Raw genomic sequence first — 16,745 nt, 5'->3', positions numbered from 1 at the left:
TAATCACAAGCACAGGACTAGCATGCTCGATCCCAATTTACTGCGTAATGAGCTAGACGCAGTTGCCGAAAAACTACTGGCTCGCAGAAGCTTTAAACTGGATGTAGATACACTGCGTAAACAGGAAGAACGTCGCAAAACTCTACAAGTCGAAACAGAAAGTTTGCAGGCAGAACGTAACTCCCGATCGAAAGAGATTGGTGCGGCCAAGGCCCGCGGTGAAGATATTGAACCACTACGCCGCGACGTTAACGAGTTGGGTGAAAAACTGGATGCCGCCAAGGTCGAGCTGGAACAACTGCAAAATGCTATCCGTGATCTGGCGTTGACGATCCCCAATCTACCCGACGATTGTGTCCCGCTGGGCAAAGATGATTCAGAAAATCAGGAAATCAGTCGCTGGGGTGAACCCCGTAAATTTGATTTTCCGGTACGCGACCATGTTGATCTGGGCGAACTGTGTGGCGGTTTGAGCATGGCCGACGGGGTAAAACTGACCGGCGCGCGTTTCTCGGTAATGAAAGGGCAAATTGCGCATCTGCACCGTGCGCTGGCTCAGTTCATGCTGGATCTGCATACCAGTGAGCATGGCTATCAGGAAACTTATGTACCGTATTTGGTCAACCAGGCCACGCTGTATGGTACCGGGCAATTACCTAAATTCAGTGAAGATTTGTTCCATACCAAGCCGCTGGATGAAGAAGCGGAAACCAGTAATTATGCCCTGATCCCGACAGCGGAAGTGCCATTGACCAACTTGGTTCGTGACGAGATTCTGGAAGAAGCCTCATTGCCGATCAAAATGACCGCCCATACACCATGTTTCCGTTCTGAAGCCGGTTCCTATGGCCGAGATACCCGTGGCTTGATCCGTGTGCATCAGTTCGACAAAGTGGAAATGGTGCAGATTGTTCGTCCGGAAGATTCCATGCAGGCGTTGGAAGAACTGACCGGTCATGCGGAAAAGGTATTACAACTGCTGAATCTGCCGTACCGCAAAGTTCTGCTTTGCACTGGCGACATGGGATTCGGTTCTTGCAAAACCTACGATCTGGAAGTGTGGTTGCCCGCGCAGAACACATATCGTGAAATCTCTTCCTGTTCTAATTGTGGGGATTTTCAGGCGCGGCGGATGCAGACGCGTTGCCGTAGCAAAAGCGATAAGAAAACACGGCTGGTCCATACGCTGAATGGTTCTGGTCTGGCGGTTGGTCGCGCGTTGGTGGCCGTGCTGGAAAATTACCAGCAAGCCGATGGTCGTATTGCCGTACCAGAAGTTTTGCGTCCGTATATGAACGGTCTGGCGTTTATCGGCTAATCCCGATTGCACTCAGTCAGCTAGAAAAGCGCCCATCGGGGCGCTTTTTTTATGGATGCCACGGGCTGTTTTACTCGCACCGCCATTTCTGCTCCTCTGCCATGCTCTCTGTCCGGCTCATCAAAAACAAAGTCTGCTCATTATTATTTTGTTGATGTTAGACAATAAAACAGATCAGCAACGGGATAATTCTTACAAATAGAAAAGAATTTTATACAAACGGCCTGAAAATATTCAGGTCCGGGCAAACAGAAGGGTACCCACGTTATTCCTGCAAGCCTGATAAGTCATCAAGCGCGCTGAACTGTTTCTGTCTGGTTAGAGGAGCCTGTTGTGCCAATGGAAAATATGAATGGTCTGTTGCAGCAAAAAATCAAAAGACGAACGTTTGTCAAAACCGCGGCGTTGACTGGGTTATCCGCCGCGATTGGACAGATTATGCTGCCTTATCGCCAGGCGTTTGCCAATAATGCCACTACCGTAATGGGGGAAAACGCACCAGAGAAACTGGTGTGGGGCGCGTGTTCTGTCAACTGCGGTAGCCGCTGTGCGTTACGCTTTCATGTCCGGGACAATGAGATTCTCTGGGTAGAGACTGACAATACCGGCGACGATCACTACGGTAACCATCAGATACGCGCCTGTCTGCGCGGACGTTCTATCCGCCAGCGTATTAACCATCCGGATCGGTTGAAATACCCGATGAAGCGTGTGGGCAAGCGTGGAGAAGGCAAGTTCCAGCGTATCAGCTGGCAGGAAGCGTTGGACGAGATTGCGGGCAGCCTGAAACAGGTGGTCAAAAAATATGGCAACGAAGCTGTCTATATTAATTACAGTTCGGGGATCGTCGGCGGGAATATCACGCGCTCATCACCTTCTGCATCACTGGTGACTCGGTTGATGAACTGCTATGGCGGTTCATTGGGACAATATGGCACATACAGTACCGCGCAGATTTCCTGTGCCATGCCGTATACCTACGGCAGTAATATGGGTAATAGCACATCCGATATCGAAAACAGCAAGCTGGTGGTGATGTTCGGCAATAATCCCGCTGAAACCCGTATGAGTGGTGGCGGTATTACCTATTATCTGGAGCAGGCGCGTGCACGTTCCAATGCCCGCATGATTGTGATTGATCCCCGTTATACCGATACCGCCGCCGGACGAGAGGATGAATGGATCCCCATCCGACCAGGAACCGATGCCGCACTGGTGGCCGGTATGGCATATGTGTTGATTACCGAGAATCTGGTGGATCAGGCTTTTCTGGATAAATACTGTGTTGGTTATGACGAAAAAACACTGCCGGCTGATGCGCCCGTCAATGGTCACTACAAAGCCTATATCCTGGGGCAGGGAGAAGATGGTACGGCTAAAACGCCAGCCTGGGCTGCGGCTATCACCGGCATTCCACAAAGCCGTATTATTCATCTGGCGCGTGAGATTGGCAGTACCAAACCCGCCTATATTTGTCAGGGTTGGGGACCACAGCGTCAGGCCAATGGCGAACTAACGTCGCGGGCGATAGCCATGTTACCGATTCTTACCGGAAATGTAGGGATTCATGGCGGCAACAGTGGTGCGCGGGAATCGACTTATGTGGTTAATATTGAAAAAATGCCGGTGCTGACTAACCCGGTCAAAACCAAAATATCCTGTTTTACCTGGACGGATGCGATTGCCCGCGGAGCGGAAATGACGGCGCTGAGAGATGGCGTGCGCGGTAAGTCCAGGCTGGATGTGCCGATCAAATTTATCTGGAACTATGCCGGTAACTGTCTGGTGAATCAGCATTCACAAATCAATCGCACTCACCAGATTCTGCAAGATGAAAATCTGTGCGAAAAGATTGTGGTGATTGAAAATTTCATGACCTCATCGGCCAAATATGCCGATATTCTGCTGCCGGATCTGATGACCATTGAGCAGGAAGACATTATTCCTAATGATTATGCCGGGAACATGGGTTATCTGATCTTCATTCAGCCAGCCACGACACCCAAATATGAGCGTAAGCCCATTTATGAAATCATGAGTGAAGTCGCGCGACGGCTGGGGCCGGATGTCTATCAGAAATTTACCGAAGGGCGAACACAACGACAATGGCTGGAATATCTGTATGAGAAAACCCAGGTAAAAGATCCCATGTTGCCCACCTTTGAGGAACTGCGTGAGCAGGGAATATACAAGCGAAAAGACCCTACCGGGCACTATGTCGCCTATCAGGATTTCCGTGACGACCCGATAGCACATCCGTTGAAAACCCCATCGGGGAAAATTGAAATTTATTCGTCAGCACTGGCAAGTGTGGCCGCGAATTGGGAACTGAAACCCGATGAAGTGATTAGTCCGTTACCGATCTATGCCTCTACGTTTGAAGGCTGGAATGATCCATTACGTAAACAGTACCCGTTACAAATGACGGGCTTTCACTACAAAGCCAGAACACACTCCAGTTACGCCAACATTGCGGTATTGCAATCAGCCTGCCCACAGGAAATATGGATTAACCCTGTTGATGCGTCATCTCGTGGTATCACCGATGGTGATGAAGTGCGAGTGTTTAATGGTCGGGGCGAGGTACGTCTGCCGGCGAAAGTAACACCACGGATTATCCCTGGGGTGACGGCCATGCCACAAGGCTCCTGGCATCAGGCGGAGATGAACGGTGATCGTATTGATCATGGCGGTTGCATCAACACACTGACGACACTCCGGCCTTCTCCGTTGGCGAAAGGGAATCCTCAACATACCAATCTTGTTCAAATAGAAAAAATATAGGGTGCCGCCGAGCGTGAATTCCGGTCATGTTTACGCTCGGTGGCGATTTTTTGCGTTGCAGATCCCATTTCCATTTACTTGCCATGCTAACTATTTTTTTGTTGATAGTTATCAATACCCATATCATCTGTAAGCCTAAACTGGTTTTAGTGACAACATTTTGATTAAAAAGTAGTTTCATAAATGTTGCCAGCCGGAGCGTTTTTCGTTCTGACTCCCTGCTCCCCCTTAACGAAAAGTGGGTTTAGCCTATGAACAATGCCAAAAATTCTCGTTTGCTCATGCAGCCTGTCAGTCGACGTGCACTGGTAAAAAGCGGTGCGCTTTGCGGCGTCGCTGCGGCGGCCTGTAGTTTGTCGTTACCTTTCGTCAGCAAGGCCATTGCCGGGCAGACAATTCCTGTAGCACCAGCGGAAAAAGTCATCTGGAGCGCCTGTACCGTAAACTGTGGTAGCCGTTGCCCGCTGCGTATGCATGTGGTTGATGGCGAGATTCGTTACGTCGAAACGGATAACACCGGTAAGGATATCTATGACGGTTTCCATCAGGTACGAGCCTGCTTGCGAGGGCGTTCGATGCGCCGTCGTGTCTATAATCCCGATCGACTGAAATACCCGATGAAACGTGTAGGCAAGCGCGGAGAGGGTAAGTTTGAACGAATTAGCTGGGATGAAGCTCTGGATATCATCGCCGCCAGTCTGAAGAGTATTGTCGGAAAGTACGGTAATGAAGCGGTATACCTGAATTATGGCACCGGCACGCTGGGCGGCACCATGACGCGTTCATGGCCACCAGGAAAAACGCTGATTGCCCGCTTGATGAACTGTTATGGCGGTTACCTCAATCAATACGGTGATTACAGTACAGCGCAGATTACGGCTGGCTTGAACTATACCTATGGCGGTTGGGCTCCCGGTAACAGTCCATCCGATATTGAAAACAGTAAACTGGTGGTGCTGTTCGGCAATAATCCGTCTGAAACCCGAATGAGTGGTGGTGGAGTAACCTACTATCTGGAACAAGCACGCCAGAAATCCAACGCCAAAATGATTATTATTGATCCCCGTTACACGGATACTGGCGCTGGTCGGGAAGATGAATGGATCCCCATTCGTCCGGGTACTGATGCCGCGCTGGTGGCGGGTATGGCACATGTACTGATTAACGAAAATCTGGTGGATCAGGCTTTTCTGGATAAATACTGTGTTGGCTATGACGAAAAAACGCTGCCAGCTGGAGCACCGGCTAACGGCCACTACAAGGCCTATATTCTAGGGCAGGGGCCGGATGGTATCGCTAAAACACCACAATGGGCTTCGGCTATCACCGGTATTCCCGCTGGAAATATCATTAAATTGGCCCGGGAGATCGGTAGTACCAAACCGGCGTTTATCTCGCAGGGGTGGGGGCCGCAACGACGCTCGAATGGCGAGTTGACTTCACGGGCGATCGCCATGCTCCCTATTCTTACCGGCAATGTGGGTATCCACGGCGGTAATAGTGGTGCGCGAGAAAGTTCCTATGAAACGGCATTTGTCCGTATGCCGACATTAACCAATCCGGTAAAAACCAGTATTTCCATGTTTATGTGGACTAATGCCATTGAGCGCGGGCCAGAAATGACGGCGCTGAAAGATGGTGTGCGTGGTAAAGACAAGCTGGATGTGCCGATCAAATTCATCTGGAACTATGCTAGTAACTGTCTGATAAACCAGCACTCTCAGATTAACCAGACACATAATATTCTGCAAGATGACGGCAAATGCGAGATGGTTGTAGTGATTGATAATCACATGACGGCGTCAGCGAAATATGCGGATATCTTGCTACCGGATTGCACGGCTTCCGAACAGATGGATTTTTGTCTGGATGCCTCCTGCGGCAACATGGCTTATGTGATCTTTGCTGATCAGGTCATCAAGCCAAGATTTGAATGCCGTACGGTGTATGACATGATGACCGGGCTGTCAAAACGGTTGGGTGTGGAGCAGCCATTCACGGAAGGACGCACACAGGAACAGTGGATGCGCTATTTGCATCAACAGTCTCAGGCGCTTATGCCTAAATTGCCTGATTTTGACACTTTCCGCCAGGAAGGTCTCTACAAGGAGCGTGATCCTGAAGGACACTTTGTCGCTTATAAAGCGTTCCGCGAAGATCCACAGGCGCATCCACTGACGACGCCATCAGGAAAAATCGAGATTTACTCATCGGCACTGGCGAAGATAGCGGCTACCTGGACGTTATCACCGGGGGACGTGATTGATCCGTTGCCCGTTTACAATGTGGGTTTCGAAAGTTATGGCGATCCGCTGGCCGACAAATATCCTCTTCAACTGAGTGGTTTTCATTATAAAGCCCGCACGCATTCCACTTATGGAAATGTTGAGTTACTGAAAGCCGCCTGTCCGCAGGAGATGTGGATTAACCCCGTCGATGCTACTCCGCGTGGCATCGCAAGTGGCGACAAGGTTCGTATCTGGAATGATCGAGGACAGGTCGATATTGAAGCCAAAGTGACACCACGGATTATCCCCGGTGTCGTCGCATTGAGTGAAGGCGCATGGTATTCCCCTGACGCACAGCGTATCGATAAGGGCGGGTGTATTAATGTGTTGACGACACAACGGCCTTCTCCACTGGCAAAAGGGAATCCTTCTCATACCAATCTGGTTGAAGTGCAAAAAATTTAGGAGATAGCCGATGAGTACGCAATATGGTTTTTATATTGATTCAAATCGGTGTACCGGTTGTAAAACCTGCGAGCTGGCATGCAAAGACTTTAAAAACCTGTCACCGGATGTGAATTTTCGTCGTATTTATGAATATGCTGGGGGAAACTGGCAACAGGATGGTGAGACCTGGCATCAGAACGTGTTCGCCTATTATCTCTCCATTGCCTGTAACCATTGCAGTGATCCTGCCTGTGTCAAGGTGTGCCCAAGTGGTGCCATGCACAAGCAGGAGGACAATTTTGTGGTGGTCAATGAAGAGGTGTGCATCGGCTGCCGCTATTGCGAAATGGCTTGCCCGTATGGCGCGCCGCAGTTTGATGCGCAAAAAGGACACATGACCAAATGTGACGGGTGTTATCAGCGGGTGGCGGAAGGCAAGAAGCCTATCTGCGTGGAATCCTGTCCGCTACGGGCACTGGATATGGCTCCGATCGAAGAGCTGCGGGCGAAATATGGTGACTTGGCGGAGATAGCCCCATTGCCACAGGCTCATTTTACGCAGCCCAATATTGTACTGAAACCTAATCCTAACAGCCGCCCGGTAGGGGATACTTCCGGTTATCTGGCAAATCCGAGGGAGGTGTAACATGGGAAGCGGATGGTATGAATGGCCACTGGTGATCTTCACCGTACTGGGACAGTGTGTGGCGGGTGGGTTTATCGTGATGGCGCTGGTCTTATTGAGTCGTGACATGGATGTGCAACGGGCCCAACGTATTAACCGGATGATGTTTTTCCTGTGGGTGCTGATGGGGGTGGGATTTGTGGCGTCGTTCCTGCACCTGGGGTCGCCGTTACGGGCGATGAACGCGCTGAACCGACTGGGATCGTCGTCACTCAGCAATGAAATTGCTGCGGGTTCCCTGTTCTTGGCGCTTGGCGGACTATACTGGTTGTTGTCTGTTGTAGGCAAACTGCCGGCTGTAGCTGGCCGGATCTGGCTATGGGTCACGCTGATAGCGGCGCTGGTGTACATGTACGCGATGATTCATGTCTATGACATCGACACCGTGCCGACCTGGTACAACAGCTTTACGCCGGTGCATTTTATCATGACCGCCGTGATTGGCGGGCCGTTGCTGGGGTATTTGCTGCTACGTTCGGCAGGAGAGACGAACAACCTGATGCGTTGGTTGCCGCTGGTCAGCTTGTTGGGGCTGGTAGCCAGTATTGCCGCTAACCTGATGCAGACGGCCGGACTGGCGGAAATCCACAGCTCGGTCCAGCAGGCATCGCAGCTGATACCACTGTATGGTGATATTCAGTTGGGTCGGCTGATACTGCTGGTCGCCGGGCTGGGATGCTGGATTTATCCGTTATCCCGCGGTAAGACACCGGCATTGAGTGGGCTGATAGGCGCCATGGTGTTGGTGGTCGGCGGTGAGTTATTGGGCCGGGTCATCTTTTATGGTTTGCATATGACGGTGGGAATGGCGGTGGCAGGGTAAGCGGTTTGCACGCATGACAGCGGTGAATATTCTGATGCATGAGAATTCAGATACCGCCTTATGGTGTCCTCCAGAGGGAAATACTATGGTTTGGATGCTGGATAACCGCGTGGCGGAAGATATTTCCGCCTCTTTGTAAGTGAGGTTTCCCATGACAAAACAGATCGTTAGTCTGACTGGTCGCATGTTAGGTGCATTGTTGTATTACGCTCCGGATGACGAGCGTAACGCTGAGCTGCTTTCCCAACTACGGCAGCATGATTGGTATCAGATGTGGCCTTGTGGTGATGCAGAGCAGATTGCCATAGCGGCACAGCAGATTAATGACGGTTTACAGACGGGTTACGATGAAAAACTGTCCGATGCCTGGCAGAAACTGTTCATCGGCCCTTATGCGCTGCCGGCCCCGCCGTGGGGTTCGGTTTATCTTGATCGGGAAAATGTACTGTTTGGTGATTCCACATTGGCATTGCGTGAATGGTTACGCCAGCAAGGTATTGAACCACAGAGCGAGCAGCGTGACCCGGAAGATCATATCGGGCTGATGTTGATGTTGGCGGCCTGGTGTGCGGAAAACCAGCCAGATGGCGTGCCGGTGCTGCTGTCTGAACATTTGCTGCCTTGGGCTATGCGCTATCTCGAATTGCTGGAGCAGGGGGCTGAGCATCCTTTTTACCAGGGACTGGCTGTGCTCACCCGCACGACATTGCTGGACTGGCAGGGACGCTACCAGATTACTTTGACCGAAAGAACACTGTTTTATTAATAGCCGGAATCCGGTCTGACAGGGTGCGCCTCAGACCGGTTATTCTTTTTGACGGGGTTCATTCCACTTTGTTATCGGCGACCAGTTTGGTCAGATAATCATGCCACTGCTCGGGGCGTCCCAGCCAGGAGGCAATGTTGATGGTGGTATAGATATCGTCTACGGCAAACACCAGCGTTGGGAAACCGGCACCACCCGATTGCGTTAGCCAGAGACGGCTTTCTTCAATATGTTTTCGGGTAGGTAGTCCGCACCAGCGGGCGTAGGACGCTTCAAATGACGTTACATCAAGACCGATTTCCGCCGCCATTTTTATCAGTACTGGAAGGTCGGAGATACGCAATCCTTCTACATAATGTGCATTCTGCAATCGTTCCAGTAAATCGATCCCTCGTTTGCCAAGCGTTTCCGCTGCCAAAATCGCCGTGATGGGTGGTTCTGAATCCAGGATGGCCGTGATATCCCACAACAATCCATTGAAATAGCCATCGCCAAAAGGCTGACCGCTTATCTGGGCGATGCGACGATCGTGAGGCTGAATATAGTCGCGCCATTCGGCGGTGATTCGGCGGCGGCCCGGCCCGGTCATCATGCCGCCCGCATGTAATATGATAGGCAGGCCCTCTATTTTACGTGCAGCGCGTATCAATGGCGCTGCGGCATAGCACCAGCCGCATAGCGGGTCAAAAATATAGTGTAGCGTGTTCATGTATCTGCTCCGTATGCCGAACGGGTTAAAATGAGGTGCTGGATGTCGTTGCGTCTGAAATCCCTGCTTGCCGAGGAAAGCGACGATAACTCGCTGAATTACGTAGCGCTATTTTCATATTATTACCTATTTCCTGAGAGTTAGGAGACCAAGGCAAAATTTTCTCTGATTGTTGATCGCAAAGTTGGAAATAAAATTGCCCCATAGGCAAGAGAGAGTAAGCCATGGTGGATAATACCGATGAAACTGTAGGGATGAAGTATCATCAATACTCGTCGGGATAATGGGCTCCCCTCCATCTCCGATTTTCCCTGGTGATGAACAAATTGTGCGGCACACTGTTGGGTGTCGATTGACTTTATTTTTGCCAGTGGCATGATGCGCGCAAATCATCATCTCTGCTCGGTCACCTGTCCCCATGTCCACCTACACGCGTCCAGTTTTGTTGCTGCTCAGCAGTCTTTTGCTGTTGACGGTATGTATTGCTGTGTTGAATACGCTGGTACCATTATGGCTTAACTATCAACGAGTTTCAGTCTGGCAAGTGGGGATGGTTGGGTCTTTCTATTTCAGCGGAAATTTACTGGGAACGCTGATTGCCGGGAAATTAATTCGCTATTGCGGATTTAACCGCAGTTATTATTTTGCCTCTCTGTTGTTTGGCATCGCCTCGGCGGCTCTGGTGCTGTCACCAGATATCTGGAACTGGTTGCTGTGGCGTTTTATCGCTGGTGTGGGTTGTGCGCTGATTTGGGTGATAGTGGAAAGTGCGCTGCTGTGCAGTGGGACGTCAGTCAACCGTGGACAGCTGTTGGCTGCTTATATGATTGCCTACTATCTGGGGAGTGTGGTCGGGCAATTATTGCTGAGCATTCTGCCTACCAATATATTCAGCGTATTGCCGTGGGTGGTATCGCTGGTTGTGCTGGCATCGCTTCCGTTACTGTTTACCATGATCCCGCCGCCGCAACCCGTCACACATCATGTTAACTTATGGCGGATGATGAAATACCGTCACGCCAGGTTGGGTATCCATGGATGCGTCATTTCCGGTGTTATTCTCGGATCGTTATATGGGTTGATGCCGTTGTATTTATCTCATCAGGGCATGAGTGATTCCCAGGTAGGTTATTGGATGGCGTTGCTGATCAGTGCCGGGATTGTCGGGCAGTGGCCGATAGGCAAGATGGCCGATCGGTATGGCCGTTTACTGGTGCTGCGGGTATTGGTCTTTGCCGTGATTGTCGGTTGTCTGGTGATGCTGGGTGTCAGTCACTATGTGATGGTGCCGGCGCTGTTTATTCTGGGATGCGCTGGTTTTACCCTGTATCCGGTGGCTATGTCCTGGGCATGTGAAAAAGTTTTGCCAGATGAACTGGTGGCGATGAACCAGGCGCTGTTGCTCAGTTATACCATCGGTAGTTTATGTGGTCCGGGGATGGCGGCAATGTTGATGCAAAACTACTCCGATAAGTTGTTGTTTGTGCTGATTGCCGCCGTTTCTTCCTGCTATCTGGTCATGCTGTTGAAGAAGGGCGATCACCATCCCAAACCGTTTGCCACTGCCTAAGGCTGGTGTATTTTTTCGGTTAACGAAGGCCGACCAGCTTCAATAATGCTATTCCACAGCACTTCAGCTACCGGGCTTAGGCGATATTTGGCATTGCGCACCAGGTAAAAAATACTGGTCAGGTTCAGCCGGTCAGGGGCAATGGCTGTGAGTCGGCCAGCCTTAACCCAACTCGTAGCATAGTGATCCGGCAAGAATCCCATATGTGTCCCCGCCAGTAGCAGCAGTAAGTTGCCTTCTTCGTTCCAGGTGGTATTTTGCAAACCTTGTTTGGTGTCAACGCCACGATCTTTGACCGTTATTTGCCATTTTCATGCCCGCTAGATGCTTTCTTTACTGATGCTGTCCGCTTTCCGCCATTTCATCGTCACTGATTGGCGTGGCGTTTTTGGTCAGCACTCCAGCTTTACGTTTTTCCTTCAACCTATAGCTTTCTCCTTTGATATTCAGCGTGGTTGAGTGATGCAGCAGCCGATCCAGGATCGCCGTAGCCAGCACGTTATCTCCAAACATCTCTCCCCAGTCTGCGAAGCCTTTATTTGACGTCAGGATGATGCTCGCTTTTTCATATCGACGGTTCAGTAGCCGGAAGAACAGGCCGGCTTCCTCTCTGGTCATTGGCAGATAGCCTATTTCATCCAGGATCAGCACCCGGACATAACTCAGTTGCTGTAACTGGCGCTCCAGCCGGTTTTCCAGTTTCGCTTTCATCAGCGTCGCGATCAGTCTGTCCAGTGGCATGAACAGTACCCGATGCCCTGCATCCGCCGCTTTCACGCCGAGAGCAACGGCCAGATGGGTTTTCCCGACACCTGGAGGACCCAGCAGGATTACATTCTCGCAGCGCTCCACGAACGCCAGACCGGCCAGCTCCCGGACAACCTTACGATCGATGCCCGGCTGGAAGGTGAAGTCGAACTGCTCCAGCGTTTTGACCCATGGCAGACGCGCCTGCTTCAGTCGGGACTCCATGCCGCGCTGATGTCTGCCGTTCCACTCCTGCTGCAGCGCCATGCACAGGAACTCCCGGTAGTTCAGCTCTTTTTTAGCCGCCTGCTCCAGCAGGCTTTCAACGTGATAGCTCAGGTGCTCCATTTTCAGGCGACTCAGCAGCGCTTCAAGTTCATGCATCACAGCAACTCCTCATAAGCACTCAGTGGGCGATGTTCTACCATGCTGACCTGCTGCCAGAGCGGGGCGTGGTGTTCCGGCACAGTCTGCCAGCCAGACGATGCTGAACAGAGTCGGTGTGACGCCACCTGTTGCTCATTGCTGTAGATCCGCAACTCATCATCCAGTGAGATCCGTATTGAGACCGGCTGTCCACACAAGGTTTCAGGAACACTGTAACGATTGCCGCCAACCTCGATATAACTGTCCCAGGACACATGGCGGATGTCGAAGTAGCTGGTATCGAAGTCTGTATCCGGCAACGGCTGCAGATGCTCCTGTTCCAGCGCGAAGCGCTGTTCCGGTGTTTCTTTGAACTGGCGAAGCTCCCGTTTATCAGCAACATCCGCCATCCACTGCTCCAGTTGCTGGTTAACATGAGCGAAGCTGTCGAACGTGCGGTACCGGACGAAGAAGTTCTCCTTGAGATACTTCACCATCCGCTCTACTTTTCCTTTGGTTCTGGCCCTGCGTGGGCGGCAGGCCCGTGGCAGGAAGTCATAGTGATCGGCCAGCAAGAGGAACCCGGAGTTGAACACCACTTTTCCGTTGTTATTTTTCAGCACCGCTGCCTTCTGGTTATCAACCAGCACAGTTTTCACACTGCCATCGAAGTAGCGGAAGGCGCGAACCAGCGACTCATAGGTGTGTTCAGCATCCTGCTTTGGCGCGGCGAAGACATGGAAGCGTCGGGAGAACCCCAGCGTATTAACCGCGAAGTTAACTTTACACCGTAGCCCGGCAACCTCCAGCTCGACTTCGCCCCAGTCGTGCTGGAGCTGATATCCCGGCTGGGTTTCGAAGCGAACCGTTCTTTTTGATGGGCGCATTTTACGTTTGGGCTGGATGTAGTAACGCAGCATGGAACGCCCGCCGGTATAGCCCATTGCCTTAATTTCCGCGAGGATGACCTCGCTATTCCAGACATTCTCGGCCAGGCGCATGTCAATGTAGTCCATAAACGGTTTCAGCTTAACCATTTTGTGGCGAGTCTTTCTGGCTGGCGGTTCAGGGTATTTGAGGTAGCGTCTGACAGTTCGTTCAGAGCAACCCACCTGAGTCGCAATATCGACAATGTACGCACCCTGCTGGCGCATTTGCTTTATCATGTAAAAGTCCTCTCTGCTCAGCATGTTGATGTCCTTTCTGGTGTGAGAACCTAAAGGAAACAACATGTAGGGTGGAGCGGACAATACTAATGGTGAATTACCGTCTTATATCACTGGCGCTAACATTGGCAACGGGACCTAGTTTTTTACAAATTTCGTTCAGTGCGTAACCGCCTATTAACAGTCGTCGGGGATTTAGGGTGCCTTCCTGCCATTCCCGTTCAACGCGCACGGCGTGCTCGCTGGCCACATAAAAAGAGCTGTGCTCGGTAAACGCCGGCTGGAAAAAAATATCTGGTGGAACATCATCCGGCAGTACCGTCAACATCACATCGAGATCGCCGTTTTTCAGTTGTTCTATCAAGGAGTGATAGTCGCTGATTTTGAGGTACGCTGATGCTTCTGGACTGAGATCGTAAAGCTTGCGGATAGCCTTGGAGACAGCTTGAGCCGGATGAGAGACAATATTATCCAGGCATCCGATGCGGACTTCACCAATCAGTTCGTGTTTAATCCTGGCCAACCGATTAGCAAAATCATCCAGTGTGGCAATTACCGATTTGGCTTCCTGATAAACCATCTCACCCTCGGTGGTCAGAGAAAAGCCACCACGACCACGTTCACACAGTATCAGCCCCAGTGTGTCTTCCAATCGGGAAAGATAGTGGCTTAACACCGGCTGGCTGAGCCCGGTGGTATCCTGAGCATTGGTGATGCCCTGTTTTTCTACGATTTTACAAAAAAGCTTCAGCCAGCGGATTTCAAGTTTGTCTAAGCGCATATAGTGTCTCTGATAAACATAAATAATTTAGATGTTAACATTGAAATAAATTCATTTTAATCGATGTAATTACCCATTATGTTACGCTCAGACTGTCTATGTTTGAGGCAGTTACCACAAAAAAATGTGGTTTATGCGTCACCCCAGGGTTTTTCATTAACAATTCTGCCGTCGAATGGCGGCAGAATTGTTCTATGTCATCTGCTGTCTGAACTATAGAATACTTATTCTACGCTAATTATTTACCCTGTATTGTTATTGGGAAATTATGTCTCAAGGAAATACCGCACCTGAAACGTTGCCATCAGAACGACAACTCTATGATTTTGAATACGAAATTGTACCACAGACCGCGCGTAAACGCTGGTATGTGATCACACTTATCTGGGTGGCGATGGGACTCGATATTTCGGGTCTTTTTTTAGGTACGTTTCTAAGCAGCGGACTGTTGTTTCCTCAGGCTGTCGGCGCAACCCTGATCGGATCGGCATTACTGGGTGTCATCGCTGCCTTATGTGCCAATGTCGGTCATGGCTGCGGCGTGTCTACCACACTACTATGTATCTCGGTGTTTGGCCGTTTGGGTGGCAAATTGATTGGGCTGATAGCCGCGCTTTCACTCCTCGGCTGGTTTGCTTTTCAGCTCGATTTCTTCGGCATGATGCTACAAAAAGCGTTGTTACATTATCAGTTCGATCCTGGCCGACTACCAATTCTGATTTTTGGTATGACGTTGATGGCGCTAACGGCTATCTGGGGTGTCAGCGCATTGGGAAAACTCAGTATGTTCAGCGTACCGCTGATGATGATACTGATTGTTTCCGGGATCGTTGTGGCGGCAGGCGTTCAGGGCTCGCCACCCTTGATGACAGTGAAAGCGCCTATTAGTATGGGGGCCGCCATTTCCTATGTTGTCTCAATCTGGATTGTAGCAGCGGTGATGGCACCGGATATCGCTCGTTATGCCAAAACGCGGCATGATGTGCTGTTGGGCGCCGGATTGGGGTTCTTTTTCGGTAACAGTGCCACCATTCTGGTTGCTTTGATATTAGCCCGTTTGGTGGGAAGCGATGATTTGATTGAAATATTTTTCAGCATCGGGCTGGGAATTTCCGCGATTGTGGTGCTGATTCTGGCTCAGTGGACCACTAACAGTGGCAATCTGGTTTCGGCCGCACTGGGATTGTCTGTGGTGGTTAGGGGATTACCGCGTCCGGTACTGGTAGTGTTATTGGCTGTCGCCGGCCTGTTATTGGCACGTAATGGTATGGTTCGCAACTTTACCCCGTTTCTATCGTTGCTGGGGGTGCTGATCTCGCCCGTCGCCGGTGTGTATCTGGTGGAATATTATGTCTGGGGAGTGTCACGTTTGGTGCCAAATGCCCCACAGACTTCATCGCTGAACCCTACCGCAATGGCCGCCTGGTGTGGCGGTAGCGGGGTTAGTCTGCTCACATCGCCGGATTTTTTTAATCTGCTGACAATGACTACCGTGAGTTCGCTGGATGGGATACTGGTTGGCATGGGGATTTATGGGTTATGGGGCCGGCCCCGCCCCGCCGTACATCAGTAGATGACTTTATGGCCGTAACTGGCGAGGATGGCCTTTACCCGATCCATGGTATCGGCTTTGGGTGGATTTACCCCGTCAAGTTTGTACTCTTCGCCCATTGCCACCCATTTGTGTTTTCCCAATTCGTGGTAGGGCAACAGCTCAATTTTCTCAATATTGGACATATCTTTGGTAAATTCCCCCAGCATATGGACTGACCTGTCATCATCAGTCCAACCGGGAACGACGACGTAACGGATCCAGGTCCGCTGGTTGCGCTTGGCCAGATAGCGGGCGAAGTCCAGTGTACGGTGATTGGACACGCCAACCAGATTCTGATGAATACTGTCATCCATCTGTTTCAGATCCAGCATGACCAGATCGGTAACATCCAGCAATTCGTCAATCACCGGGTCGTAACGGCGGACATAACCATTGGTATCCAGACAGGTAGTAATACCTTGTTCTCTACAGGCGCGGAACCAGTCACGCACAAATTCGGCCTGTAAAATGGCTTCGCCGCCAGAAGCGGTAACGCCGCCACCGGATGCATTCATGAAATGCCGGTAGGTCACGACTTCTTTCATCAACTCGTCAACGGTAATTTCCTTGCCACCGTGGGTATCCCAGGTATCGCGGTTGTGGCAATACAGACAACGCATCAGGCAACCCTGGAAAAAGACAATGAAACGAATTCCCGGGCCATCAACGGTACCGCAGGATTCATAAGAGTGGATGCGACCTTTCACCACAGGGGTGGCATTGGTTGCTTCAGGAGACTCAAGGGTAACGCTCTGGGTTAA

At 50.9% G+C, this 16,745-nt stretch carries 12 protein-coding genes and 2 pseudogenes; 8 read left to right on the top strand and 6 right to left on the bottom strand.

Annotated elements, in window-relative coordinates; all coding sequences use genetic code 11:
* The first annotated feature begins 22 nt into the window (after positions 1-22).
* The 6 genes from serS to dmsD all read left to right on the top strand — a co-directional run bounded on the left by serS (position 23) and on the right by dmsD (position 9,051).
* Entirely contained in the window at positions 23-1,318 is a 1,296-nt protein-coding gene (serS, locus tag RS889_RS13775) for a serine--tRNA ligase (protein WP_315707688.1), read from the top strand.
* 339 nt (positions 1,319-1,657) lie between these two features.
* Complete coding sequence (locus RS889_RS13770; RefSeq protein WP_425475154.1) at positions 1,658-4,102, top strand: DmsA/YnfE/YnfF family dimethyl sulfoxide reductase; 2,445 nt, start codon at positions 1,658-1,660, stop codon at positions 4,100-4,102.
* Between the two features lie 251 nt (positions 4,103-4,353).
* The gene (gene dmsA / locus RS889_RS13765; protein ID WP_315707687.1) at positions 4,354-6,795 is read left to right on the top strand and encodes a dimethylsulfoxide reductase subunit A; all 2,442 of its coding nucleotides are present in this window, start codon (positions 4,354-4,356) and stop codon (positions 6,793-6,795) included.
* A gap of 10 nt (positions 6,796-6,805) precedes the next feature.
* The gene (locus tag RS889_RS13760) at positions 6,806-7,423 is read left to right on the top strand and encodes a DMSO/selenate family reductase complex B subunit (RefSeq protein WP_021015588.1); all 618 of its coding nucleotides are present in this window, start codon (positions 6,806-6,808) and stop codon (positions 7,421-7,423) included.
* A gap of 1 nt (position 7,424) precedes the next feature.
* On the top strand, positions 7,425-8,285 hold the full coding sequence (locus tag RS889_RS13755; protein WP_315707686.1) for a DmsC/YnfH family molybdoenzyme membrane anchor subunit: 861 nt from the start codon (positions 7,425-7,427) through the stop codon (positions 8,283-8,285).
* 151 nt (positions 8,286-8,436) lie between these two features.
* On the top strand, positions 8,437-9,051 hold the full coding sequence (gene dmsD / locus RS889_RS13750; protein ID WP_021015590.1) for a Tat proofreading chaperone DmsD: 615 nt from the start codon (positions 8,437-8,439) through the stop codon (positions 9,049-9,051).
* A gap of 58 nt (positions 9,052-9,109) precedes the next feature.
* Here dmsD and RS889_RS13745 read toward each other — a convergent pair whose 3' ends face one another.
* The gene (locus tag RS889_RS13745; protein WP_315707685.1) at positions 9,110-9,760 is read right to left on the bottom strand and encodes a DsbA family protein; all 651 of its coding nucleotides are present in this window, start codon (positions 9,758-9,760) and stop codon (positions 9,110-9,112) included.
* A 418-nt stretch (positions 9,761-10,178) separates the two neighbouring features.
* Between RS889_RS13745 and RS889_RS13740 the strand changes: the two genes are divergently transcribed.
* Entirely contained in the window at positions 10,179-11,330 is a 1,152-nt protein-coding gene (locus RS889_RS13740; RefSeq protein WP_290182552.1) for an MFS transporter, read from the top strand.
* On the opposite strand, the pseudogene RS889_RS13735 reads toward RS889_RS13740, so the two are convergent.
* The 4 genes and pseudogenes from RS889_RS13735 to RS889_RS13720 all read right to left on the bottom strand — a co-directional run.
* A pseudogene (locus RS889_RS13735) lies at positions 11,327-11,608 on the bottom strand (LysR family transcriptional regulator); the annotation flags it as partial. The gene RS889_RS13740 and the pseudogene RS889_RS13735 sit on opposite strands and share 4 nt — an antisense overlap.
* A gap of 55 nt (positions 11,609-11,663) precedes the next feature.
* Positions 11,664-12,461, bottom strand: a complete 798-nt coding sequence (istB, locus tag RS889_RS13730; RefSeq protein WP_315707434.1) for an IS21-like element helper ATPase IstB — start codon at positions 12,459-12,461, stop codon at positions 11,664-11,666.
* Positions 12,461-13,633, bottom strand: a complete 1,173-nt coding sequence (gene istA / locus RS889_RS13725; RefSeq protein ID WP_315707433.1) for an IS21 family transposase — start codon at positions 13,631-13,633, stop codon at positions 12,461-12,463. The genes istB and istA overlap by 1 nt, the downstream gene beginning before the upstream one ends.
* An 85-nt stretch (positions 13,634-13,718) precedes the next feature.
* Positions 13,719-14,390, bottom strand: a pseudogene (locus RS889_RS13720) (LysR family transcriptional regulator); the annotation flags it as partial.
* A gap of 268 nt (positions 14,391-14,658) precedes the next feature.
* Between RS889_RS13720 and RS889_RS13715 the strand changes: the two are divergent.
* Positions 14,659-15,963 carry a cytosine permease gene (locus RS889_RS13715; protein WP_315707684.1) on the top strand — a complete coding sequence of 435 codons (1,305 nt, stop codon included), beginning with the start codon at positions 14,659-14,661 and terminating at the stop codon, positions 15,961-15,963.
* Here the strand turns inward: RS889_RS13715 and pflA are convergent.
* Positions 15,957-16,691: a pyruvate formate lyase 1-activating protein gene (gene pflA, locus RS889_RS13710; RefSeq protein WP_315711053.1), complete on the bottom strand. Its 735-nt coding sequence runs from the start codon at positions 16,689-16,691 to the stop codon at positions 15,957-15,959. The two genes, RS889_RS13715 and pflA, sit on opposite strands and share 7 nt — an antisense overlap.
* Positions 16,692-16,745 lie beyond the last annotated feature (54 nt).

The sequence above is a fragment of the Brenneria uluponensis genome (assembly GCF_032395385.1).
Classification (GTDB): domain Bacteria; phylum Pseudomonadota; class Gammaproteobacteria; order Enterobacterales; family Enterobacteriaceae; genus Prodigiosinella; species Prodigiosinella aquatilis.
This window is presented reverse-complemented; position numbering and strand designations above follow the sequence as displayed.

Bases quoted from the DNA above. Each gene is read 5' to 3' on its own strand.
- serS (WP_315707688.1), top strand. From the start codon at position 23: ATGCTCGATCCCAATTTACTGCGTAATGAGCTAGACGCAGTTGCCGAA.
- RS889_RS13770 (WP_425475154.1), top strand. From the start codon at position 1,658: ATGGAAAATATGAATGGTCTGTTGCAGCAAAAAATCAAAAGACGAACG.
- dmsA (WP_315707687.1), top strand. From the start codon at position 4,354: ATGAACAATGCCAAAAATTCTCGTTTGCTCATGCAGCCTGTCAGTCGA.
- RS889_RS13760 (WP_021015588.1), top strand. From the start codon at position 6,806: ATGAGTACGCAATATGGTTTTTATATTGATTCAAATCGGTGTACCGGT.
- RS889_RS13755 (WP_315707686.1), top strand. From the start codon at position 7,425: ATGGGAAGCGGATGGTATGAATGGCCACTGGTGATCTTCACCGTACTG.
- dmsD (WP_021015590.1), top strand. From the start codon at position 8,437: ATGACAAAACAGATCGTTAGTCTGACTGGTCGCATGTTAGGTGCATTG.
- RS889_RS13745 (WP_315707685.1), bottom strand. From the start codon at position 9,760: ATGAACACGCTACACTATATTTTTGACCCGCTATGCGGCTGGTGCTAT.
- RS889_RS13740 (WP_290182552.1), top strand. From the start codon at position 10,179: ATGTCCACCTACACGCGTCCAGTTTTGTTGCTGCTCAGCAGTCTTTTG.
- istB (WP_315707434.1), bottom strand. From the start codon at position 12,461: ATGCATGAACTTGAAGCGCTGCTGAGTCGCCTGAAAATGGAGCACCTG.
- istA (WP_315707433.1), bottom strand. From the start codon at position 13,633: ATGCTGAGCAGAGAGGACTTTTACATGATAAAGCAAATGCGCCAGCAG.
- RS889_RS13715 (WP_315707684.1), top strand. From the start codon at position 14,659: ATGTCTCAAGGAAATACCGCACCTGAAACGTTGCCATCAGAACGACAA.